Annotated in this window: 21 protein-coding genes; 11 read left to right on the top strand and 10 right to left on the bottom strand. The window is 73.5% G+C overall.

Annotation, left to right across the window (positions count from 1 at the left end):
* Nucleotides 1-3 precede the first annotated feature (3 nt).
* Complete coding sequence (locus tag AB0K05_RS36275) at nt 4-639, bottom strand: NAD(P)H-binding protein (protein ID WP_364235367.1); 636 nt, start codon at nt 637-639, stop codon at nt 4-6.
* 22 nt (nt 640-661) lie between these two features.
* Between AB0K05_RS36275 and AB0K05_RS36270 the strand changes: the two genes are divergently transcribed.
* Together AB0K05_RS36270 and gndA are read left to right on the top strand one after the other, a co-directional pair.
* The gene (locus tag AB0K05_RS36270) at nt 662-1,357 is read left to right on the top strand and encodes an HAD family hydrolase (protein WP_219544343.1); all 696 of its coding nucleotides are present in this window, start codon (nt 662-664) and stop codon (nt 1,355-1,357) included.
* Nucleotides 1,358-1,419: 62 nt separating this feature from the next.
* Nucleotides 1,420-2,844, top strand: coding sequence for an NADP-dependent phosphogluconate dehydrogenase (gene gndA / locus AB0K05_RS36265; RefSeq protein ID WP_148032041.1), 1,425 nt, complete (start codon nt 1,420-1,422; stop codon nt 2,842-2,844).
* On the opposite strand, the gene AB0K05_RS36260 is transcribed toward gndA, so the two are convergent.
* Nucleotides 2,845-3,597 (bottom strand): thioesterase family protein, encoded by a 753-nt coding sequence (locus tag AB0K05_RS36260; RefSeq protein ID WP_261808599.1) that lies wholly within the window; start codon nt 3,595-3,597, stop codon nt 2,845-2,847.
* A 95-nt stretch (nt 3,598-3,692) separates the two neighbouring features.
* Here AB0K05_RS36260 and AB0K05_RS36255 point away from each other — a divergent pair, with 95 nt between their 5' ends.
* A complete protein-coding gene (locus tag AB0K05_RS36255) occupies nt 3,693-4,484 on the top strand; it encodes a TIGR02569 family protein (RefSeq protein WP_364235363.1) in 792 nt (263 codons plus the stop codon).
* 55 nt (nt 4,485-4,539) lie between these two features.
* On the top strand, nt 4,540-4,971 hold the full coding sequence (locus AB0K05_RS36250; RefSeq protein WP_148032044.1) for a type II toxin-antitoxin system PemK/MazF family toxin: 432 nt from the start codon (nt 4,540-4,542) through the stop codon (nt 4,969-4,971).
* 24 nt (nt 4,972-4,995) lie between these two features.
* Here AB0K05_RS36250 and AB0K05_RS36245 read toward each other — a convergent pair whose 3' ends face one another.
* Genes AB0K05_RS36245 through AB0K05_RS36235 form a run of 3 tightly spaced genes read right to left on the bottom strand, consistent with a single transcriptional unit; the run spans nt 4,996 to nt 7,429 of the window.
* A complete protein-coding gene (locus AB0K05_RS36245) occupies nt 4,996-5,403 on the bottom strand; it encodes a cupin domain-containing protein (RefSeq protein WP_364235361.1) in 408 nt (135 codons plus the stop codon).
* Entirely contained in the window at nt 5,403-6,224 is an 822-nt protein-coding gene (locus AB0K05_RS36240) for a phosphoenolpyruvate hydrolase family protein (protein WP_219544339.1), read from the bottom strand. The genes AB0K05_RS36245 and AB0K05_RS36240 overlap by 1 nt, the downstream gene beginning before the upstream one ends.
* Nucleotides 6,221-7,429 carry a Tm-1-like ATP-binding domain-containing protein gene (locus AB0K05_RS36235; protein ID WP_364235358.1) on the bottom strand — a complete coding sequence of 403 codons (1,209 nt, stop codon included), beginning with the start codon at nt 7,427-7,429 and terminating at the stop codon, nt 6,221-6,223. The genes AB0K05_RS36240 and AB0K05_RS36235 overlap by 4 nt, the downstream gene beginning before the upstream one ends.
* 34 nt (nt 7,430-7,463) lie before the next feature.
* Here AB0K05_RS36235 and AB0K05_RS36230 point away from each other — a divergent pair, with 34 nt between their 5' ends.
* The 4 genes from AB0K05_RS36230 (at nt 7,464) to AB0K05_RS36215 (ending at nt 11,884) form a co-directional block, all read left to right on the top strand.
* Nucleotides 7,464-8,822 carry an FAD-dependent oxidoreductase gene (locus AB0K05_RS36230; protein WP_364235356.1) on the top strand — a complete coding sequence of 453 codons (1,359 nt, stop codon included), beginning with the start codon at nt 7,464-7,466 and terminating at the stop codon, nt 8,820-8,822.
* Between the two features lie 220 nt (nt 8,823-9,042).
* On the top strand, nt 9,043-9,705 hold the full coding sequence (locus AB0K05_RS36225) for a DUF3152 domain-containing protein (RefSeq protein WP_364235353.1): 663 nt from the start codon (nt 9,043-9,045) through the stop codon (nt 9,703-9,705).
* A 125-nt stretch (nt 9,706-9,830) separates the two neighbouring features.
* Complete coding sequence (locus AB0K05_RS36220) at nt 9,831-10,973, top strand: MBL fold metallo-hydrolase (protein WP_364235350.1); 1,143 nt, start codon at nt 9,831-9,833, stop codon at nt 10,971-10,973.
* Complete coding sequence (locus AB0K05_RS36215; protein ID WP_364235348.1) at nt 10,970-11,884, top strand: pirin family protein; 915 nt, start codon at nt 10,970-10,972, stop codon at nt 11,882-11,884. Before AB0K05_RS36220 ends, AB0K05_RS36215 begins: the two co-directional genes overlap by 4 nt.
* A 5-nt stretch (nt 11,885-11,889) precedes the next feature.
* Here AB0K05_RS36215 and AB0K05_RS36210 read toward each other — a convergent pair whose 3' ends face one another.
* The 4 genes from AB0K05_RS36210 to AB0K05_RS36195 all read right to left on the bottom strand — a co-directional run bounded on the left by AB0K05_RS36210 (nt 11,890) and on the right by AB0K05_RS36195 (nt 17,990).
* Nucleotides 11,890-14,703, bottom strand: a complete 2,814-nt coding sequence (locus AB0K05_RS36210) for an AbfB domain-containing protein (protein WP_364235346.1) — start codon at nt 14,701-14,703, stop codon at nt 11,890-11,892.
* Between the two features lie 182 nt (nt 14,704-14,885).
* Nucleotides 14,886-15,374, bottom strand: a complete 489-nt coding sequence (locus AB0K05_RS36205; RefSeq protein ID WP_364235343.1) for a hypothetical protein — start codon at nt 15,372-15,374, stop codon at nt 14,886-14,888.
* A gap of 209 nt (nt 15,375-15,583) precedes the next feature.
* Nucleotides 15,584-16,594 carry a hypothetical protein gene (locus tag AB0K05_RS36200; RefSeq protein WP_271276237.1) on the bottom strand — a complete coding sequence of 337 codons (1,011 nt, stop codon included), beginning with the start codon at nt 16,592-16,594 and terminating at the stop codon, nt 15,584-15,586.
* Nucleotides 16,595-16,736: 142 nt separating this feature from the next.
* Nucleotides 16,737-17,990: an FAD-dependent oxidoreductase gene (locus AB0K05_RS36195; RefSeq protein WP_364235340.1), complete on the bottom strand. Its 1,254-nt coding sequence runs from the start codon at nt 17,988-17,990 to the stop codon at nt 16,737-16,739.
* An 86-nt stretch (nt 17,991-18,076) separates the two neighbouring features.
* Between AB0K05_RS36195 and AB0K05_RS36190 the strand changes: the two genes are divergently transcribed.
* Nucleotides 18,077-18,625 carry a DUF305 domain-containing protein gene (locus AB0K05_RS36190; RefSeq protein ID WP_364235338.1) on the top strand — a complete coding sequence of 183 codons (549 nt, stop codon included), beginning with the start codon at nt 18,077-18,079 and terminating at the stop codon, nt 18,623-18,625.
* A 9-nt stretch (nt 18,626-18,634) separates the two neighbouring features.
* Here AB0K05_RS36190 and AB0K05_RS36185 read toward each other — a convergent pair whose 3' ends face one another.
* Nucleotides 18,635-19,492 (bottom strand): SMP-30/gluconolactonase/LRE family protein, encoded by an 858-nt coding sequence (locus AB0K05_RS36185; RefSeq protein WP_364235335.1) that lies wholly within the window; start codon nt 19,490-19,492, stop codon nt 18,635-18,637.
* Between the two features lie 59 nt (nt 19,493-19,551).
* Here AB0K05_RS36185 and AB0K05_RS36180 point away from each other — a divergent pair, with 59 nt between their 5' ends.
* Nucleotides 19,552-20,370, top strand: coding sequence for a methyltransferase domain-containing protein (locus AB0K05_RS36180; RefSeq protein ID WP_364235333.1), 819 nt, complete (start codon nt 19,552-19,554; stop codon nt 20,368-20,370).
* On the top strand, nt 20,367-21,017 hold the full coding sequence (locus AB0K05_RS36175) for a TetR/AcrR family transcriptional regulator (RefSeq protein ID WP_271276233.1): 651 nt from the start codon (nt 20,367-20,369) through the stop codon (nt 21,015-21,017). Before AB0K05_RS36180 ends, AB0K05_RS36175 begins: the two co-directional genes overlap by 4 nt.
* Nucleotides 21,018-21,055 lie beyond the last annotated feature (38 nt).

The raw sequence follows: 21,055 nt of genomic DNA, 5'->3' as shown, positions 1-21,055 counted from the left end.
CGTTCACCTTGAGGCGACGGCTTCGGGGATGGGCGTGTCGCCGGAGACGAGTTCGAGCGTGCGCCGGCCGGGAGCGGTCAGCAGGGCGGCGACGACGGCGGCCACGTCGTCGCGGGGCACCGAGCCGGGCGGCACCTCCGGTTCGAGCCGGACCAGGCCGGTGCCGGGCTCGTCGGTGAGGCGGCCGGGGCGCACGATGGTCCAGTCGAGGTCGCGGCGGCGCAGGTCGTCCTCGGCCTCGGTCTTGGCCGTGATGTAGGCGGCCCACACCTCGTCGGTGCCGGCCGCGGGCGGCCGGCCCGCGCCCATGGAGGAGATCTGGACGAACGTGCGCACGCCGGCCCGCTCGGCGGCGTCGGCCATGAGCACGGACGCCCCCCGGTCGACGGTGTCCTTGCGGGCGGCGCCGCTGCCGGGGCCGGCGCCGGCGGCGAACACGATCGCGTCGGCGCCGCGCACGATCCCGGCGACCTCGTCGGGGCTCGCCTTCTCCAGGTCGCACACCACCGCCCGGGCGCCGGCGGCCTCGACGTCGGGGACGTGCGCGGGGTTGCGGACCAGGCCGACGGCGGCGGAGCCGAGCAGCCTGGCCAGCCGCAACGCGATCTGCCCGTGTCCGCCCGCGATGATGATCCTCATGGCCCCATGGTGTCATGGGGGTATGCACGACTTCCCTGAGGCGCCCGCTCCGGCGTTTCTCTTCGACCTCGACGGCACCCTCATCGACAGCGTCTACCAGCACGTCATCGCCTGGCGGCAGGCCCTGTCGGGGATGGGCATCGACCTCGCGGTGTGGCGCATCCACCGGCGCATCGGCATGAGCGGCGGCCTGTTCGTGAACGCGCTGCTGCGCGAGACCGGGCTGAAGCTCACCCAGGCGCAGATCGACGAGTTGCAGACGACGCACGCCGACGCGTACGAGCAGCAGGTCGAGTCGGTGCGGCCGCTGCCGGGCGCGCCGGAGCTGCTGGCGGAGCTGTCGTCGCGGGGCGTGCCGTGGGCGATCGCGACCAGCGGATACGCCCGCACGGCCCGGCTGGCGCTGGGCATGCTGGGGCTGCCGGAGGACGCGCCGCTGGTGACGCGCGACCTGGTGCGCCGGGCCAAGCCGGACCCCGACCTGTTCCTGGCCGGAGCCGCGCTGCTGCGGGCCGATCCGGCGCATGCCATGGTGGTGGGCGACAGCATCTGGGACCTGCTCGCCGCGCGCCGCGCCGGCTCGCTGGGGATCGGGTTGCTGTCCGGCGGATACGGCAGGGACGAGCTTGAGCGTACGGGGGCGTTCCGGGTGTACGCCGACCCGGCCGACATGCTCGACCGGCTGGACGAGCTGGGCGTCCGGCACGGCGACTACTAGCGGGAATACCGGCCCGAACCTGTGGGCTGGAGCCTGCGTACCACCCATAGAGGAGCTTTCACATGGACTTGGCAGACATCGGCGTCACCGGCCTGGCCGTCATGGGCCGCAACCTGGCCCGCAACCTGGCCAGGCACGGCTACGCGGTGGCGGTGCACAACCGGTCGGCGTCGCGCACGCACGCGCTGGTGCGGGAGTTCGGCGGCGAGGGCACGTTCGTGCCGTCGGAGGAGCTGGCCGACTTCGTGGCGTCGCTGAAGCGGCCGCGGCGGGCGATCATCATGGTGAAGGCCGGCGCGGGCACCGACGCCGTGATCGACGCGCTCGCGGAGCTGATGGAGCCGGGCGACATGATCGTCGACGGTGGCAACGCGCACTTCGAGGACACCCGGCGGCGGGAGGCCGCGCTGCGCGCCAAGGGCATCCACTTCGTCGGCACCGGCATCTCCGGGGGCGAGGAGGGGGCGCTGAACGGCCCGAGCATCATGCCGGGCGGGTCGAAGGAGTCGTGGGAGGCGCTCGGCCCGATCCTTCAGGACATCGCGGCCCAGGTCGACGGGGTGCCGTGCGCGGTCCACGTGGGCCCCGACGGCGCCGGCCACTTCGTGAAGATGGTCCACAACGGCATCGAGTACTCGGACATGCAGCTGATCGCCGAGTCCTACGACCTGCTGCGCCAGGCGCTCGGCGCCACCCCGGCCGAGCTGGCGGAGGTGTTCCGCGAGTGGAACCGGGGCGAGCTGGACTCGTACCTGATCGAGATCACCGCCGAGGTGCTCGACCAGGTGGACGCGGAGACCGGGAAGCCGTTCGTGGACGTCGTGGTCGACCGGGCCGAGCAGAAGGGCACCGGCCGGTGGACCGTGCAGAGCGCGCTGGAGCTGGGCGTGCCGGTGACGGGCATCGCCGAGGCGGTGTTCGCGCGGGCGCTGTCGGGCCATCCCGAGCAGCGGGCGGCGGCCAGGGAGCTGGCGGGCCCGTCGGTGTCCGGGGTGGGCGCCAAGGAGCTGATCGAGGACGTGCGCCAGGCGCTGTACGCTTCCAAGATCGTCGCGTACGCGCAGGGCTTCGACCAGATGGCGGCCGCGTCCAAGGAGTACGGCTGGGACCTGGACCTGGGCGCGATGGCGACGATCTGGCGCGGCGGCTGCATCATCCGGGCCAAGTTCCTGGACCGGATCCGCGCCGCCTACGACGCCGACCGGACCCTGCCGACGCTGCTGGCCGACCCGACGTTCGCGGCCGCGCTGGGCGTGGCGCAGGAGTCGTGGCGGCGGGTGGTCACCACGGCGGTCCAGATCGGCGTGCCGACGCCCGGTTTCTCCTCGGCGCTGGCCTACTACGACGGGCTGCGCCGCGACCGGCTCCCGGCCGCGCTGGTGCAGGGGCTGCGCGACTATTTCGGCGCGCACACGTACCTGCGCGTCGACCGGGAGGGCGCCTTCCACACCGACTGGTCCGGCGACCGCGCGGAGCGGCCCGCCTGATCAGCCGCGCAGCGGCACCGGGTTGGCCAGGGCGGTGACCACGCAGAACCCGAACGGGCCGGTGGTGTCGTGCAGGGTGACCTGGCCGGTGGCGACGCCGGCGGCGGCGACCCGGCCGGTGGCCTCCATGCCGATCAGCTCGCTCCCGGGCATCCGGGCGAGGGTGAGCGTGTAGTCGGCGTTGATGAAGGCGACGCCGCCCTCGGCCATGGAGGTGAGCGGGCTGGCGAAGTCGCCGGCGAGGGCCGTGCGCACGATCGGGGTGAGCTTCTCGTCGTCGACGAGCGGGCGGTCCTCGCGCATCCACAACCGCCGTTGGCCGGGCACCCACCACATCTCGAACGGCGGCTCCCAGCCCGTCGAGGGCTCCGGGGGGCCGTCGGGCGGGGTCTCGTCCCACGGGTCGGTGAGCACCGGCTGGTTCTCCGGCTGCTCGCTGGTGCGCAGCAGGACGGCGCTCACGCGGCCGATCACTCCCTGCTCGGTGCGGATCGTCGCGTCGGCCACCCGGATCCGCCGCCCGTCCCTGACGAGCGCGGTCTCGACTGTGACCGGCAGCATCGGGCTGTTGCGGAACAGGTCGACGGTGAGCCGGGCGACGTGCAGGTCGGGGTCGGCGTAGCGGGACTCGATGGCGCGGGCCGCCAGCCCGCCGAGCAGGCGGCCGTGCAGCATGCCCGGGGACCAGGGGCTGTGCGCGTGGGCGGCCGGGACGAACTCGGCGCCTTGCGAGGTGAAGAACGGGGACGTCACAGAACGAGATTCTAGAGGAGAGCCGCCCGGCCAGGTCGTGCGGCTCAGTCGCCCCGGCTCTTGAACATCCTCGCGGGGCGGCGAAGATCGGAGATATGACGGTCCTACCGCCCGCGGGCGTGCTCGCCGCATTCGGCCTGTCCGGCGTCCCCGAGCCGCTGCCCGGTGGTGAGGGCCGCGCCGTACGGGTCGGCGGCGCGGTGCTGAAGCCGGTCGACGGCCGCGAGGAGGCCGAGTGGAGCGCCGGGTTGTTCGAGCGCCTGCCGCCGTCGGTGTCCTTCCGCGTCCCCCGGCCGATCAGGGCCGGTTCCGGCACGTACGTGGTCGGCGGGTGGACGGCGTCCGAGCTCCTTCCCGGCCGGACGGGAACCAGGAGGTGGGCGTCGCTGCTGGCGGTCGGCCGGGCCTTCCACGAGGCGTTGCGGGACGTGCCGCGCCCCGATCTGCTGGACCGGCGCGGGCACCCGTGGGCCGTCGCGGACCGGGTGGCGTGGCAGGAGGCGGACGTCGCGCTCCGGGGGGACGCCGGGCCGATGCTTGCCGAACTCCTCGGCCTGCTCGCGCCGGTCGCCGCGCCCGCCCAGCTCGTGCACGGCGACCTGACGGGCAACGTGCTCTTCCACCGGGGCAGCCCGCCCGCGGTGATCGACTTCTCCCCCTACTGGCGGCCCGCCCCTTACGCGGACGCGATCGTCGTCGCGGACGCCCTCCTCTACCACGACGCCGAACCGGACCTGGTGGACGCCATCGGCGAGGACGCGCCGCGCTGGCTCGCCCGCGCGCTGACGTTCAGGCTCGTGGCGCTGGGCCTGCTCACCGAGGATCCCGCCCCCGAGGAGCTGGCCCGCTTCGCCGCCGTCACCCGGCTGGCGAGAGCGCGCCTCTGACGATCCGGTGTGACCGCGGGTGCTGGGCGGGCGGGGCGGCCCGTAGAATCCGCGGGTGCGTGATATCGGAGAGGACCCGCGGCCCGTCAGGGGCGCCGTGCGGGAGGTGCGGTCCCTGCGGGAGGCCGCCACGCTGGCCTACTCGCCCGATCTCGACGGGCTCGCCGATCCTGGCGAGATCGTGTGGGCCTGGGTGCCGTACGAGGAGGACCCGTCGCGGGGCAAGGACCGGCCGCTGCTCGTGGTGGGCCGGAGCGGGCGCAGGCTGCTGGGCATGATGCTGTCCAGCCGGGGCGACGACGGGCCCGACTGGTACGAACTGGGCGCCTGGGGCCGCGACGGCAAGACCTCGTACGTCCGGCTGGACCGGGTGTTCGAGCTGGACGAGGACGACATCCGGCGCGAGGGCGCGGTGCTCGACGCCGACCGGTTCACGCGGCTGGCCGCGCTGCTGATGAGGACCTACGGGTGGGCCGCGGGACGGTGAGTCCCGCGGTGTTTCCCGCGGCGGTCAGGCGGGGCGCCAGGCGGGGATGTCCCCCGCCTGGTGGAGGTGGAAGTCGGGGGCGGCTTCCAGGGCCTTCTCCTCGCCGCCCGGCGTGTAGGTGACGATCAGGCGGAGCGGGCGCCAGGTGGTGTTGAACGTCGAATGGTAGACGCCTGCCGGGATGTGCACGGCGTCGCCCTCGCGGATCGGGAACTCCTCGCCGTCGCCGACCATCTGGCGGGCCTCGCCGGAGATCACGTACAGGATCTCCTCGGCGTCCGGGTGGTTGTGGCGCGCGTGGCCCATGCCGGGGTTCACGATGACCTCGCCCAGGGTGCTGCCCGCGCCGGCGATCGCCGACGGAGTGACGAACCACTTGATCGAGCCCCAGCCGAACGTCATCGTCGGGACCGCGTCGGGATTGATGAGCATCAGATCTCCAGGTTCTTGAAGGCGGCGACCTGCTCGGTGATGGCCCGCTCGGTGGGCAGGCGCTCGACGGAGGACGCGCCGAAGAAGCCGGCCACGCCCTTGGTGCGCGCGAGCACGTGCTGGGCGTCCTGCGGCTCGGCGATCGGCCCGCCGTGACACAGGACGAGGACGTCGGGCCGGACGGCGACGGCCGCGTCGCGCATCGCCTGCACGCGGGTCACGGCCTCGTCGAGGGTGAGCGAGGTGCCGGCGCCGATGCTGCCCTTGGTGGTCAGCCCGACATGCGGCACGAGCACGTCGGCCCCGGCCTCGGTCATGGCCCGCGCCTGGTCCTCGTCGAACACGTACGGCGCCGTCACCAGCTCCCGCTCGCGCGCCAGCCTGACCATCTCGACCTCGAGGTCGTACCCCATGCCGGTCTCCTCCAGGTTCTGCCGGAACACGCCGTCGTACAGACCGACCGTCGGGAAGTTCTGCACGCCGGCGAACCCCATGGCCTTGAGCTGATCGAGGAAGCGCGGCATGACCCGGAACGGGTCGGTGCCGCAGACCCCGGCCAGCACCGGGGTGTCCTTCACCACGGGCAGCACCTCGGCGGCCATCTCGACCACGATCTGGTTGGCGTCGCCGTACGGGAGCAGCCCGGCGAGCGAGCCGCGCCCGGCCATCCGGTAGCGGCCGGAGTTGTAGATGATGATCAGGTCGACGCCGCCGGACTCCGCGCACTTGGCGGACAGCCCGGTGCCCGCGCCCGCGCCGATCACCGGCCTGCCCTCCGCGACGGTCGCGTGGAGCCGTTCGAGCACTGTCTGCCGGTTCACCGCTTGCCTCCGATCATCTCGTGGAGCCGGTCGGCCATCGCCCGCCCGAACTCCGGGTCGTTGATGTGCAGGTCGAGCCGCACGGTCGAGGGGAAGGACGCCAGGGCGGCGAAGCAGGCCCCGTCCGCCTCCGGGTCGTGGAAGGGCATGCCCTCGGCGTCGAGCGCGGACAACCCCTTGAGCGGCACGAACAGCTCGGCCGGCCCGCTCGCCCCGGCCAGCTTGGCCGCCACCCTGCGGCCCAGCTCGGCCATCTCCTCCGGGGTGGTGCGCATGAGGGTCACCGTGGGGTTGTGCGCGTACAGGTTGCGGCGGCCGAACCGCTCGGGGACGGTGTCGCGCGGCCCGAAGTTGACCATGTCGAGGGCTCCGGGCGCGACCACCTGCGGCACGCCGTGCCGTCCGGCGGCGGTCAGCCGGTCGGGCCCGGCCGACAGCACGCCTCCCACCAGGTCGTCGGCCAGCTCGGTGGTGGTCAGGTCGAGCACCCCGGCGAGCATGCCGCTTGCGGCGAGCCCTTCCATGGCCCGGCCGCCGGCCCCGGTGGCGTGGAACACCAGCACCTCGTACCCGAGCTCGCGCAGCCGCTCGCGGGCGGCGTCGACGGCGGGCGTGGTCACCCCGAACATGGTGGCCCCGACGAGCGGCCGGTCGCCCTCGGCGGCCCGCTGCTCCCGGTAGGCGGCGGCCATCCCGGCGGCCGCGGCGGCGGCGTTGCCGAGGATCGCCCGGGACAGCCGGTTGACGCCCGCGATGTCGACGACGCTGTACATGAGCGTGACGTCCTTCGCTCCCACGTACGGGGACACGTCGCCGGACGCCATGGTGGAGACGATCAGCTTGGGCAGGCCGATCGGCAGGTCGCGGACGGCCCTCGCGGCGATCGACGACCCGCCGCTGCCGCCCACGGCCAGCACGGCGGAGACCCGCCCCGCCGCGTGCAGCTCCCCCAGCACCGCCGCCGCGCCCTCGCCCATCGCGGTGACGGCCGCCCCCCGGTCGCCGGCCGCGCGCAGGGCTTCCAGGTCGGCGCCGGCGGCGGCCGCGACCCGGTCGTTCGGGTGGTCGACGGGGTACGGCACGCCCGGGTCTCCGGTGCCCGCGTCGACCACCACGACATCCTGGCCCAGCTCGGTCAGCCGGTCGCGCAGCCATCCGTATTCCTCGCCCTTGGTGTCGAGGGTGCCGATGAGTACGACTGTCATCCTCCGACGTTAACCCGGATGGGATCATGGGGGCATGCGTGTCGTGGTCATCGGGAGTGGCATCGTCGGGGCCGCCGCGGCTCACCGGCTGAGCGGGCGCGGCGTGCCGGTGACGGTGGTGGACGGGGCGTACCCGGGGCAGGCCACCCAGGCGGGGGCCGGGATCGTGTGCCCGTGGGTGGACCATCCGGACGACGAGGACTGGTACCGGCTGACCCGTGAGGGCGCCCGCCACTACCCGGGGCTGGTGTCGTCACTCGGGGAGTCCCTGGGGTACGCGCGGGTGGGCGCGCTCCTGGTCGCCGGTGAGCCCTCCGACCTGGAGCCGGTGCGCGCCCTGCTGGCCCGGCGGCACGCGGAGGCGCCGGAGATGGGGGACGTGGTGGACGTGGCGGCGCCGTCCGTTCTGTTCCCTCCCCTGGCGGAGGACCTGAGCGCGCTCCTGGTGCCGGGCGCGGCGCGCGTGGACGGGCGGGCGGTGCGGGACGCCCTCCTGCGCGCGGCCCTCCGTCAGGGGGCGGAGCTGCGTACGGGCACGGCGACGCTCACCTCGGACGGCGGGGTGCTGGTGCGTGCGGTCCGTGAGGCGGACTCCCGCGGGCGCGTCACGGGGTCGCCCGGGACTCCGGCCGACCGGGAATCCTGGCGTCAGGCCACCCCGGGTTCCCCCCAAGGCCCGCCTTCCGCCCACGGAACGCATCCGGCGTCCGAGGCATCTCCGTACGGGGCCGCCCGCGACGTCGCCGCAGGCGCCCCGCACGAACCCGGCTCACCGTACGGGGACGAGCCGGAGCCCACGCGTACGGCGGGCACCCCGCACGAACCCCGCTCACCGTACGGGGACGAGCCGGGGGCGGGCGGTGAGGGGACGCTGGTCGAGGCCGACGTGGTGATCGTGGCCGCCGGGGCGTGGAGTGGGGAGGTGTGCCGGGGGCTCGGGGTGGAGCTGCCGGTGTTCCCGCGCCGGGGGCAGATCGTGCACGTGACGCTGGAGGGCGTGGACACCTCGCGGTGGCCGATCGTGCTGCCCCACGTCGGGCCGTACCTGCTGGGGTTCCCGGACTCGCGGGTGGTGGTGGGGGCGACGATCGAGGACGCGGGGTTCGCGCCGCGGGTCACCATGGGCGGCCTGGACGAGGTGCTCCGTGCGGGCCTCCGGGTGGCGCCCGGCCTCTCCGAGGCGACGGTGACGGAGACCCGGGTGGGGTTGCGGCCGGTGCACGCACCGGGCCCGCCGCTCATCGGACCGGTGAACGACAGGGTGATCGTGGCTACGGGGCTGGGCGCGTACGGCCTGACAGCGGGCCCCTTCACCGGACGGATAGCGGCCGGACTGGCACTGGGCGAGGAACCACCCCTCAACCTCCGCCCATACCACCCCCGACTCCCTTGACCTCCGACCACCAGCCCAGCCGCGTCGTCGCCTCGGCCCTCTGACAGGCCAGTCGGGCCGCTGACCTGGGCCCTCTGACAAGGCTGCCGGGTCGCTGGTCTTCGTCTTCACCGGTGCCGGCGCAGCCGGGTTCCCTGATGGCTGTCGGTCGCCGGTAAGGGGGGTGACGTCGTGGGTACGATCCGTGGCATCCCCCGCGTGTGGTCGTGGGGAGGCGTCGTTGCGCGCGTTGGTGGTGCTGCTCGTCGTGGTGGCGGGGTGTGCCGTGTCGGTCCCGTCGAAGCCTCCGCCGTCTCCTCCGGGGACGAGCGCGCCGCCGCCGAGCGCGCCGCCGCGTGCGGAGCCCGAGGTGCCGCGGCGGGCGTCGGGGAGGTACGAGGTGGTCCCGGGCGGCGCGATGGCGAGGCGGGGACGTGGGAAGGTGATCCGCTACCTGGTGGAGGTCGAGCGGGGGCTGCCGTTCGAGACGCGGGCGTTCGCGGCGGAGGTGCACCGGACGCTCAACGACCCGCGCGGCTGGGGCCGGTTCCGGCGGGTGGACGGGCCGCCGGTGCGGTTGCGGGTCGCGCTGTCCAGCCCTCGGCTCACCGACCGCGAGTGCGTGCCGCTGCGGACCAGCGGCGACCTGTCCTGCTGGAACGGCTCCCGCTCGGTCATCAACGCGCGCCGCTGGGCTGAGGGCGTCCCGCAGTACCGCGGCGACCTGGCCGCCTACCGCCGCTATCTGATCAACCACGAGGTGGGGCACGCGCTCGGCCACCGCCACGCCAGGTGCCCGAGACGCGGCCGGCTCGCGCCGGTGATGGCGCAGCAGTCGAAGTCGTTGCACGGTTGCCGCCCGAACCCGTGGCCGCACCCGGAGCGTGGCCGCGGGGAGCGTTGACGTGGAGAGCACGGCGGCGGTGCGGTCGGCGCGCTCCGATCTTCCGCGATCTATCGTACCGATAGGGAACATCGGGGCTCTCCCGCCGGGTTGACGCGGGAGGACGTTTTCCAGGGGGTGTGAGCATGGCGGGTTTCCGGACGGCACGGCGCGTGCTGGCGGGTGGCGCGGTCCTGGCGGCCGCGGGCTGGGCGCTGCGCCGGGTGCCCGCGGAGCTGGGGCTGCGGCCCCTGGGCTCCGGGCCGGTCCGAGTGGGCCGGATGCGGCGCTCGCCGCAGTTCCGTGACGGTGTCTTCTTCAATCGGATGCCGGAACCGGTCACGTTGATGACCGCGCCGCCGGTCGGCGCGATCGCCGGGCTGCTCAGGAACAAGGAGCTGCGCCGGCCGCCCGGCCCCGTCCCGGTGCTGGCGCCGCCGTCCGGTGAGCCCGCTCCCGGCGGGCTGCGCGCGACCTGGTACGGGCACGCCTCGACCCTGGTGGAGATCGAGGGCAGGCGGGTGCTGCTCGACCCGGTGTGGAGCCGGCGGCCGTCTCCGTCGCAGCTGGTCGGGCCGAAGCGGCATCATCCGGTGCCGGTGCCGATCGGCGGGCTGCCCCAGGTCGACGCCGTGGTGATCTCGCACGACCACTACGACCATCTCGACATGGCCACCGTGCGCGCGCTCACCCACACCCAGAAGGCGCCGTTCCTGGTGCCGCTGGGCATCGGCGCCCACCTGGAGCTCTGGGGCGTGCCGGCGTACCGGATCATCGAGCTCGACTGGGACGAGGAGGCGGAGGTGGCCGGGCTGCGGTTCACGGCCACCGCCGCCCGCCACTTCTCCGGCCGGTCGTTCACCCGCAACGACACGCTGTGGGGGTCGTGGGTGGTGGCCGGGGCCGCCAGGCGGGTCTTCTACGCGGGCGACTCGGGATACTTCCAGGGCTACCGGGGCATCGGCGCCGCCCACGGGCCGTTCGACCTGACGATCATGCCGATCGGCGCCTACAGCCCGTCCTGGCCGGACATCCACATGACCCCTGAAGAGGCGGTGACGGCCACCGTCGACCTCGGCGGGAGGCTGATGCTGCCGGTGCACTGGGCGACGTTCACGCTGGCGCCGCACCCGTGGGCCGAGCCGGTCGACCGGCTGTGGCACGAGGCCAAGGCACGTGACGTGCCGTTCGTGGTGCCCAGGCCCGGTGAGGCCGTCGACACCGCCGACCTCCCCGCCGTCGACACCTGGTGGGAGATGCTGGGCCCGGCCCGTACAGTCGGGGGGTGAGCAACCTGGAACCGGACCCCTCCGAGATCCTCTGCGGCCCCGGCGGCGGCGCGGGCGGCGAGACGCTGGAAGGGCGCGCGGTGCCGCTCGGCGGCCCGCGCGCCATGACCGTCACGCGGACACTCCCCCACGTGCACCGGCGCATGATCGGCGCCTGGTGCTTCGTCGACGCCTACGGCCCGGAGCAGGCGGAGATGCGGGTCGCGCCGCACCCGCACACCGGCCTGCAGACCGTGAGCTGGCTGGTGGCCGGCGAGGTGCTGCACCGCGACAGCCTGGGCAGCCTCCAGGCGATCCGGCCCGGCAGTCTCAACCTCATGACGGCCGGGCGCGGCATCTCCCACTCCGAGGAGTCGCGGCTGGGCACGCTGCACGGGGTGCAGCTGTGGGTGGCGCTGCCCGGCGGGCACCGGGAGGTCGCGCCCGCCTTCGAGCACCACGCCGTGCTGCCCGTGCTGTCAGGGCCCGGCTACGCGGCCACCGTGTTCATGGGCGCGCTGGGCGGGGTCCGCTCGCCGGCGACCGCGTACAGCCCGCTCGTGGGGGCGGAGATCGCGGTCGACGGTGACGCCGAGGTGCCGCTCGATCCCGCGTACGAGCACGGGCTGCTGCTGCTCGACGGCGAGGTCGCCGCGCTGCCGCCGGGGCCGCTGGTGTACGTGCCGCCGGGCCGCGAGGTCGTGCGGCTGAGCGGCGCCGGGCGGGTGCTGCTCGTCGGCGGCGAGCCGTTCGCCGAGGAGATCGTCATGTGGTGGAACTTCGTCGGCCGGAGTCACGACGAGATCACCGCCTTCCGCAAGGAGTGGATGGAGGGTGACGGGTTCGGCACGGTGCGCGGCTACGACGGCGCGCCGCTGCCCGCTCCCGTGCTGCCCGGCACGCGGCTCAAGGCCAGGGGCCGGGTTCGCTAGGCCGTTCACGGGGCCCACGGCGCGGCCAGCTGCCACGTGCTGTCGGCCGTCAGCGTCTGCGGGCGGTTCCACGCGGTTCCCGTGCCGTTCGCCGACCACACCTCCGCTTGGTAGTGCCGCAGGTACGAACCCGGATAGTTGATCGATTCGAGGGTCACGCCGTCGCCCTGCAGGCCGGGCCGGGCGCACCAGGTCGCGTCCTGGGCGAACAGCGCGCTTCCGTCGTTCGCGTCCATGCGCACGCGCGAGTTCGCGTGGCGGAGGAACCGTCCCGGGTAGTTGACCGACTCGAAGGCGTAGCAGCTGGAGTCGGCGAGCCCGCGGCGGATGGTCCACGTGGCGTCGTTCTTCAGCAGCGCGCCGCTGCCGGAGTTGACCACCGCGGTGGACGCCAGGCTGTCGGCGTGCCGCAGGTAGCGGTCGGTGAAGCCCCAGGTCCGCACCTGCAGCGACCGGCGCGCGTCCACGGGGAGGTCGGCGGAGCTGCGCCACAGGGCGGGGGCGCTGACGTCCCAGGTGGCGTCGGCGTCGAAGGTGGCGCCGCCGTCGAAGGGGTTGGGGCCGCTCGGCCTGGCCAGGTAGACGTTGTCCGAGTGGTGCCGCAGGAACGCCCCGGGGAAGTTCAGCGATTCGAACGAGGCGCCCGTGCCGGTCCGGCCGGGGCGCGCGCACCAGGTGGCGTCCGCGGCGAACGACCCGCCGGTGCTCGCGTCGAGCCGCACCACCGAGTTCGCGTGCCGCAGGTAGCGGCCGGGGAGGTTGACCGACTCGAACGAGTGGCAGCGGGCGTCGGCCAGGCCGGGCACGGCGCGGAACGACGCGTCCCTGCGGGCGAGGTCGGGGCTCGTCGTGGTGATCACGTCGGTGCGCGCGACGGAGTCGGCGTGCCTCAGGTAGCGGCCGGTGTGGCCGGGGGTCGTCACGCGGAACGAGCGCACGTGGCCGGCCGTCAGCCGCGGCGTCGCGTTCTCGTTCGCGGCGGCGGCCAGGAGGTCCCGGTGGGCGGCGCGCACCTGGTTCGTGTCGACCTTCTGCACCCGGCGGTCGTAGGTCATCAGGCCGTTGTACTCGCCTTCCAGGTCGGTGATCTCGGTGTAGACGGACCCGCTCAGGCCCTTCTTGGTGACCAGCTCCCGCAGGTCGCGGACCATGCCGGTGTAGCGGTCGCCGAGCTGCGCGCCGCTGGTCAGGTGCTCGTAGGCGAAGAAGCCGCCGTGCGGGCTGTACTCGTGACCCGGCGTGCGCAAGCCGAGGCCGCCGAACTCACCCAGGATCGAGACGCGGGTGGAGGAGGGCGCGGGAACGTCCGGGCCCGTGTACACGTGCCAGTCGATCATGTCGCCGTTGCCCGGGTCGCCCAGCGAGTTGCAGCAGTTGAACCCGCTGTGCCCGTTGACCAGGCGGGTCGGGTCCTGGTTCTTGACGTTCTGGATGACGCGCCGGGTGTCGGCGAGGTTCCACTCGCCCCAGCCCTCGTTGAACGGGACGTAGGCGACGACCGCGGGTGAGCTGCGGTGCTCGTCGACGATCTCCCGCGCCTCGGTCTCGAACTGCTGCGCGTGGGCGGGGGTGATGTCCCTGTTGGACGCCTGCATCGACGGGATGTCCTGCCACACCAGCAGGCCGAGCCGGTCGGCGTGGTAGTACCACCGCTGGGGCTCGACCTTGATGTGCTTGCGCACCATGGTGAAGCCGAGCTCCTTGTGCTTCCGCAGGTCGAAGGCGAGCGCCGCGTCCGTGGGCGCGGTGTAGAGGCCGTCCGGCCAGTAGCCCTGGTCGAGCGTGCCCAGGTGGTAGACGAACTCGCCGTTGAGCGTGGGCCGCAGCACCCCGTTGACGAGCCGCTTGCCGACCTCGCGCATGCCGAAGTAGTGCGTGGTCCGGTCGACGGTCCGCCCGGCGCCGTCGCGCAGCGAGATCCGCAGGTCGTACAGGAACGGGTCGTCGGGCGTCCATCGGCGGGCGTTCGGCACGGGCACGCGGAACTCGGTGAACGCGCCGGTGGCGGTGCCGACGACGGTGGTGCCGTCCAGGGCTTCGGCGAGCACGGAGTGCCCGCTGACGTTCCCGCGCGTGAACACGCGCACCCGGAGCGTGTCGTCACTCAGGCTGGGGTACGTGTCGACGCTGGAGATGGACGACGGGGGCGTCGGCTCCAGCCACACGGTCTGCCAGATGCCGGACACGGGCGTGTAGAAGATGGCCGACGGGTCGCGGGTCTGTTTGCCGATGACCGGGTGGCTGCCGTTGTGGCCGGAGTCGGTCGGGTCGTACACCTTGACGATCAGCTCGTTCGTGCCTCCGTTGAGCGCGTCGGTGATGTCGAACTCGAAGCGGTCGTAGCCGCCCCGGTGGGTGCCCATCGCCCGGCCGTTGACCCAGACCGACGCTTCCCAGTCGACCGCGCCGAAGTACAGCTGCACCCGGCGGCCCTGCCAGGCGGGCGGGACCGTGAACGTCCGGCGGTAGAAGAGGTAGTGGCGGTCGTCGCCGGCGGGGCGCATCACGCCCGACAGGGCGGACTCGACCGCGAACGGGACGTTGACGCGCTCCGGCAGGGTGACGCCGAACTGCGGCGCGCCGTCGGTCGCCGACTGCCTCAGCTGCCACTCGCCGTTGAGGTTCAGCCAGTCGGGCCGGGTCATCTGCGGGCGGGGGTACTCCGGTAAGGGCGTGCCGTCGAGGGCCTGGCTCGTCCACGGGGTCGACAGCGGGGGCGGCTTGGCGGGCGCCGCGTGGGCGGGCTGGGCGGCGAGCGGCAGCCCGGCGAGGAGGGCGAGCAGGAGCGCGAACGCCCTGGCGCGATGGCGGGTCTTCATGGATATCTCCGTTGGGGGGTGGGAGACGGCCGGGTCGGATGGTCACCCCGGACGACAGCCGGGCCGGCAGAGCCGACATGACGTATACGTACACCTTGGTGCGCGCCACGGCACCCCCATCACCTCGGTCATGGAAGAAGGCCCGCTCGGGCGAGCGGGCCTTCTTCGTCGCGGTCGTCTGATCAGATGGTGACCTGGTGCCAGGCGCCCCGCTTGGTGAGGTTGTTGCTGTAGTAGCCGATCTGGCTGACGCGGATGCGGACCTTGTCCACGTTGTGCTTCCAGAACGTGAAGTTCTTCACGTGGCCGGCGTTGCACAGCTTGTAGGCCCCGGCCTCGTCCCACTTCCAGTTCGGCTGGTAGAGGTGGTGGACCCGGATCTGCACGAACGCGCACTTGCCGCCCTGCTGCAGGGTGCGGAAGTCCAGGTCGTACAGCTTGCCCTTGATGCGGACGTCGTTCTGGGTGTGGGCCGGGTTCCAGTTGGCCTTGACGGTGCCCTTGGCCTTGGCCTTGAAGTTGCTGGAGTAGTAGGAACCCCAGTTCTGCGTCGGCGGGTTCATGATCAGGGGCTGCGGGTCTGTCGAGGCGGCGGCCGGGGCGCCCATGGCCACGGCGGTGGCGGCGGAGGCGGCGGCGAGCGTGAGAACGGTGCGAAGCGAGCGGCGCATGACTTCTCCTTGAGGGATGAGTGCTCCCCGGGCTTCTCCCGGGGGCCCCGTGTGCTGTCGGGGTGTGCACCACCTTGATAAGGCCGACCGCCTGCCGGACGCTTGCTCGTGCGATGCCGCGCGCCTGCAGGGCACTGTATCCGTGGTTGCAAGCGCTGACTTACCGCGTTTTCCCGGCCGTCCCGGCTTCGACGGCGAGGAAAGCGCGGCTAGTAGACCGAGATGTGCGGGTGGTCGTAGTGGTTGGCCGTGGTGCCGCCGCGGTCGGTCATCACGCGCCAGGAACCCGTCCTGACGTGCCAGATCCGCTGCCGGTAGATGATGTACATGATGCCGAGGCGCCGGGCGTTCTTGATGGCCCATTCGGCAATCGCGTGGCCGCGCTGGACCTCGGCCGGCGAGGGGAAGGCGCCGCCCCGGCTGAGCATGAAGTCGCAGGCGCGGCCCAGGGGGTGCTCGCCGCCGTCCTGGATGGGCCGGTAGCAGCCGATGCCCGGCCCCGTCCCGAAGCGTCGCTCGATGAGCGACTTGACCAGCCGCATGCGCGGGGTGACGTTGTCGGACCCGTCGGGGAGCTGCGGCACGAACGTGCCGTCGGAGCGGCGGCCGGGCGCCTTGTGCAGCTGGTCGATCTTGTCCCTGATCTTCTCGATCGTGGCTTCGGCCTTCTCGCGCCGGCCGGCGAGGTCCTTCACGGTGGCGTCCAGCTCGTCGGCGCGGGCCTCCGCCTCCTCCTTGGCCTGCCGGTGGCCGTCGCGCACCCGGGCGAAGCCCGACAGCTTGGCGTGCTGCTCGTCGGCGAGGTGCCGGGTGAGCGCCAGCCTGCGGATCAGGCCGCCCCGGTCCTCGACGCCGGTGAGCAGCGCCATGTTCTCGGACCCGCCGGTCATGTACTGGGTGATCGCCATGGCGCGCAGCTCGGTGGCGTGCCGGTCGAACACCTCCTGGGATCCGGCCAGCTTCTCACGGGCGGCCTTCTCGGCCTTCTCCGCCTGCTGCTGCTCCCGGCGGCCGTGGTAGTAGTCCTCGATCAGCTTGTCGGACTCCTTCTGGAGTGCGGCCAGCTCCTTCTCCAGCTTCTTGACCGAGGGCTTCGGGTCCGCGAGCGCCGTCAGCGGGACCGCCGCGGTCAGGCCGGGGCAGAGTGCCGTCAGGAGGGCCGTCGTGCCCAGAACTCGGAGGAGGCCGCGCCGCCTGCCGGCGGAGGACGCAACGGCCACGCTTCTCCTTCGCCACGTGGTGCAGGACGCGTTTCCGGGCCTGGACTGCACGGGCCGGTCGCGCCCACTATCGAGGCAAAATAGTAGGGGATCTTTCGCTCACCTGTGGCCAATCATGATTTATCCGCATCGGATGTGGTGCTCAGGCGGCGGCTCGGGTGAGGAGCCGGTCGACGGCGCGGGCCACCTCCCGGCCGGCCCGGTTGGCGCCGATCGTGCTCGCGGAGGGCCCGTATCCGACCAGGTGCAGGCGAGGCTCCCGGACCGCGCGGGTGCCGTCGACCTTGATGCCGCCGCCGGGCTCCCTCAGCCGGAGCGGCGCCAGGTGGTCCAGGGCCGAGCGGAAGCCGGTGGCCCAGACGATCACGTCGGCTTCCTCGTACCGTCCGCCGGGCCAGACCACGCCGCCGGGGGTGATCCGCTCGAACATCGGCCACCGGCGCAGCGCGCCCGCCTCCAGCGCCTGCCGGACGACGGGGGTGGCGCCGAGGCCGGTCACGCTGACCACGCTCCGCGGCGGCAGCCCGGCGCGGACCCGGGCCTCGACCTGGGCCACCGCCTCGCGCCTGGCCTGCTCGCCGAAGTCGTCGCCCCGCAGGTCGGGCGGCCGGCGCGTCACCCAGAACGTCTCCCGTGCGACCCCCGCCAGCTCCGCCAGCACGTGCGCGGCCGAGTGGCCGCCGCCCACCACGACCACCCGCAGCCCGGCGAACTCGGCGGGCCCTCGATAGGAGACGTAGTGCAGCTGCCGGCCGCGGAAATCCGCGGCGCCCGGATAGTAGGGCCAGTACGGGCGCGTCCACGTGCCGGTGGCGTTGACCACAGCCCGCGCGGCCCACCCTGCGACGACCTCCCCCGTACGAGAGGACCCGGACGACGTCGACCCGGCGCGGGAGGACGAGCCCGCGTCGGCATCGACCGACGCGCTAGAGGATGGGCCCGCGTCGCCGTCGGCGGACGCCGCACCAGTGCGGGAGGACGGGCTCGCCTCGGCAGCGGACGACGCCGCATCGGTGGCGGCGGTCACGGCGGTGCCGAGGCGTGCGGTGATCAGGAGGCGGTCGGCGGGGCCCGGCTCGACGGCGGTGACCTTGGCGGGGCGGCGCACGTCCAGGCCGAGCTCCCGCTCGTAGGCGGCGTAGTAGGCGGGCACGACGGATGCGGCGGGCCGGTCGTCGCCGTCGCGGGCCGGGTCGCGCCGGACACCGGGCAGGTCGAAGACGCCGTGGACCTTGTCCATGGTGAGCGTGGGCGAGCGGTGCCGCCACGCGCCGCCGGGCCCGTCGTCCGCGTCCAGGACCAGCGGGTCGTGGCCGAACCGGCGCAGGAAGTAGGCGCTGGACAGCCCCGCCTGCCCGGCGCCGATCACCACCACGTCGACCTCGTCCATGTCCATGCCAACCATCCGCGCGAGCCGGCTCTTCCCCGCTGGTCGTCTACTCTGAGAGAGCGCTCTCACGTCCGTCGTCGTCAGGAGAGTCCATGCGGTGTCCCCCGGCGTGCGCGGCCCTGCTCGCCGCGTTCCTGATCACCTCGTGCGGCACGGGCGGGCACGCTCCCCCGCCCACCCCCGTGGCGTCGGCGAGCGGGTTCAACGGCACCGACGCCGCGTGGCTGCAGCTCATGATCCCGATGGCCGGGCGCGCGCTCCCGATGCTGGACCTGGGCGCCCGGCGCGGTTCCACGCCGGAGGTGCGGGAGCTGGCGGCGTCGCTGGCCGAGGCGCACCGCGACGAGCTGGACCGGCTGCGCGAGCTGCGCGCCGCGGCGGGGCTGCCGGACGTGAACGTGCACGAGGGGCACGACATGCCCGGCATGGTGACAGCGGCCCGGCTCGACGCCATGCGCGGGGCCCGGGGCAAGGCGTTCGACCGGCTGTTCCTGGAGAGCGTGCGCGCGCACCTGGACCAGTCGGTCAAGGTGACCCGCGGCGAGCGGGACTCGGGCGCGGACCCGCGAGCCCTGGCCATGGCCGCCGATCTCGGACGGACGCGCACCGAGCAGTTGAAGGCGCTGTCCGCCGTGGAGTGACGGAGGAGGTCAGAGGGTCGTCTCCAGGACGGGACGGCCCCGTACTCCCGGATCGGCCGTGAACAGGGCGCCCGCGAGGGGCTGCTCCGCGCGGTCGACGCCGACCGCGGAGGTGGTGATGAACAGGCGGTCCAGGCCGTCGCCGCCGAACGTCACCGCGGTGACCTTCCGCACCGGCAGCTCGACCACCGCGTCGAGGGTGCCGTCGGGCGCGTAGCGGTGCACGGCGCCGCCGTCGAAGAGCGCCACCCACACGCCGCCCTCGGCGTCGACGGTCAGCCCGTCGGGTTTGCCCCGGTCCACGGTGACGAACGGGCGGCGCGCGGTGAGCCCGTGCTCACGGTCGTAGTCGAGGACGTCCACCCGGCCGGTCATGGTGTCGGCGTAGTAGGCGCGGTCTCCGGAAGGGCTGAAGTCGAGGCCGTTGGAGATGCCCACCCCGGACAGCACCACGGTCAGCGACCCGTCGGGCGCGGCCACGTACAGGGAGCCCTTGCCCGGGGTCTCGTCCCAGGCCATGGAGCCGATGTAGAAGCGGCCGTCGGGGTCGCAGCCGCCCTCGTTCATCCGCACGGACGGGTCCTGCCACGCCTCGCCCAGCGAGCGGAGCGGCGCGTGGAGGTCGTCGGCGTCGGCGAGCAGCAACTCACGTTCGGCGGCGACGAGGAACCCGCCGCCCGCGCGCGGCCTGATGACGGCGGCCAGCGATCCGGCGTGCCTGCGCCGCACGCGCCCCTGCGCGTCGAGCGCGAGCAGGTCGCCGGCCAGCATGTCCACCCAGCGCAGGCCGCCCCAGCGCGGGTGCCACGCGGGGCCCTCGCCGTGGTGGGCGATGGGTTCTGTCACGGGATGTGCGGAGATCGCCATGCGGGCATGCTAACATCATGAATGCACGTTCATGAACGCATGTTCATCCAGGAGTTGGTATGGCGATCGTCAACACTCACCAGGCCGAGGCGTGGAACGGCTACGAGGGGGCCCACTGGGCCGGCCACCACGACCGCTACGACGCCATGAACGGCGTCTACAACGAGCACCTCCTCCGTTTCGTGCGCGACGGCGACCGGGTGCTCGACGTCGGGTGCGGCGCCGGCCAGCTCACCAGGCTGGCGGCGCGGCGGGGCCGGGAGGCGACCGGGCTCGACCTGTCGGCGCCCATGCTCGCCAAGGCCCGCGAGCTGGCCGCCGCCGAGGGGGTCGGCAACGTGACCTTCACCCAGGGCGACGCCCAGGTGCACGACTTCGGCGAAGGCGCTTACGACCTGGCTGTCAGCCGGTTCGGCATCATGTTCTTCGCCGATCCGGTGGCCGCCTTCCGCAACATCGGGAGCGCGCTGGTGCCCGGCGGGCGGGTGGCGTTCCTCAGCCTGCGCGACATACCGGAGCTGGTCACGGTGCTCGGCGCCATGGCGGCCCACCTGCCGCCGCCGCCCGAGTCGCCCGACGGCACCTCCCCCGCCTCGCTCGCCGACCCCGCCCGCGTCCAGGAGGTGTTCACCGCCGCGGGCTTCACCGATGTGGAGGTGACCCCGGTGGAGGCCGACCAGGTGTGGGGGCGCGACACGGAGGACGCGGCCGCGTTCCTCGCCGGATGGGGGCCGATCCGCTACCGGCTCTCCCTCGCCGATCCCGCCTCCGCCGAGCGCGCCACGGCCGCCCTCGCGCCGGCCCTGCGCCCGTACGAGCGAGCGGGCGCGGTACGGCTGCGCGGCTACGCCAACCTGATATCGGGCGTACGGACATGAGCCCTCGTAAAGCGGCAGCCGTCCCCGGCAGCGAGTCGTTGCCCGCGCACCTCATCGCGACGGCCGAGCGGCTGATCGCCCGGCACGGCGCGGCGGGGCTGACCGTGCGGGCCATCGCCAAGGAGGCGGGGGTCGCCGACGGGGTGCTGTACAACCACTTCGCCGACAAGGAGGAGCTGATCGCGCGGGCGCTGCTGGCGCACGTCCGGACGGTGGAGCGCGGCCTCCCCGCGCTGCCGGACGGCTCCGGCGAGGGTGACCTGGAGACCGGTCTGCGGGCGTACGTCGACTACGGGGTGGCGCTGCACCTGGCGATCCTGCCCGCCTTCGCCGGCCTCCTGGCCCAGCCGGGCGTCCTGGCCCGCTTCGCCGAGCTCGGCGGCGGCCCCGGCCTCCTCCGAGGGCACGCCGAGGGGCCGGACGGTTTGCGGGGGGCGCTGACGCGTTATCTGCGGGCGGGGCAGGCGGCGGGCAAGGTCGCGGCGCGGGCCGATGCCGAGGCCGCGGCGACCATGGTGGTCGGGGCCTGCCACGAGCTCATCCTGCCGCACCTGTTCACGGGCACCCCGGCCGGCGAGATCCGGGTCCCGCCCGGCTTCACCGACCGCCTGGTGGCGACGTGCCTCAGTGGCATCGCCCCTGGCTGACCCGTACGGGCGGGTTTGGCGTCAGCAATCGGTGGCAT

This window comes from Nonomuraea sp. NPDC049486, assembly GCF_040676925.1.
GTDB lineage: Bacteria > Actinomycetota > Actinomycetes > Streptosporangiales > Streptosporangiaceae > Nonomuraea > Nonomuraea ferruginea.
This window is presented reverse-complemented; position numbering and strand designations above follow the sequence as displayed.

Coding starts and splice junctions, on each gene's coding strand:
- AB0K05_RS36275 (WP_364235367.1), bottom strand. CDS start 639: ATGAGGATCATCATCGCGGGCGGACACGGGCAGATCGCGTTGCGGCTG.
- AB0K05_RS36270 (WP_219544343.1), top strand. CDS start 662: ATGCACGACTTCCCTGAGGCGCCCGCTCCGGCGTTTCTCTTCGACCTC.
- gndA (WP_148032041.1), top strand. CDS start 1,420: ATGGACTTGGCAGACATCGGCGTCACCGGCCTGGCCGTCATGGGCCGC.
- AB0K05_RS36255 (WP_364235363.1), top strand. CDS start 3,693: ATGACGGTCCTACCGCCCGCGGGCGTGCTCGCCGCATTCGGCCTGTCC.
- AB0K05_RS36245 (WP_364235361.1), bottom strand. CDS start 5,403: ATGCTCATCAATCCCGACGCGGTCCCGACGATGACGTTCGGCTGGGGC.
- AB0K05_RS36235 (WP_364235358.1), bottom strand. CDS start 7,429: ATGACAGTCGTACTCATCGGCACCCTCGACACCAAGGGCGAGGAATAC.
- AB0K05_RS36230 (WP_364235356.1), top strand. CDS start 7,464: ATGCGTGTCGTGGTCATCGGGAGTGGCATCGTCGGGGCCGCCGCGGCT.
- AB0K05_RS36220 (WP_364235350.1), top strand. CDS start 9,831: ATGGCGGGTTTCCGGACGGCACGGCGCGTGCTGGCGGGTGGCGCGGTC.
- AB0K05_RS36210 (WP_364235346.1), bottom strand. CDS start 14,703: ATGAAGACCCGCCATCGCGCCAGGGCGTTCGCGCTCCTGCTCGCCCTC.
- AB0K05_RS36205 (WP_364235343.1), bottom strand. CDS start 15,374: ATGCGCCGCTCGCTTCGCACCGTTCTCACGCTCGCCGCCGCCTCCGCC.
- AB0K05_RS36195 (WP_364235340.1), bottom strand. CDS start 17,990: ATGGACATGGACGAGGTCGACGTGGTGGTGATCGGCGCCGGGCAGGCG.
- AB0K05_RS36190 (WP_364235338.1), top strand. CDS start 18,077: ATGCGGTGTCCCCCGGCGTGCGCGGCCCTGCTCGCCGCGTTCCTGATC.
- AB0K05_RS36185 (WP_364235335.1), bottom strand. CDS start 19,492: ATGGCGATCTCCGCACATCCCGTGACAGAACCCATCGCCCACCACGGC.
- AB0K05_RS36180 (WP_364235333.1), top strand. CDS start 19,552: ATGGCGATCGTCAACACTCACCAGGCCGAGGCGTGGAACGGCTACGAG.
- AB0K05_RS36175 (WP_271276233.1), top strand. CDS start 20,367: ATGAGCCCTCGTAAAGCGGCAGCCGTCCCCGGCAGCGAGTCGTTGCCC.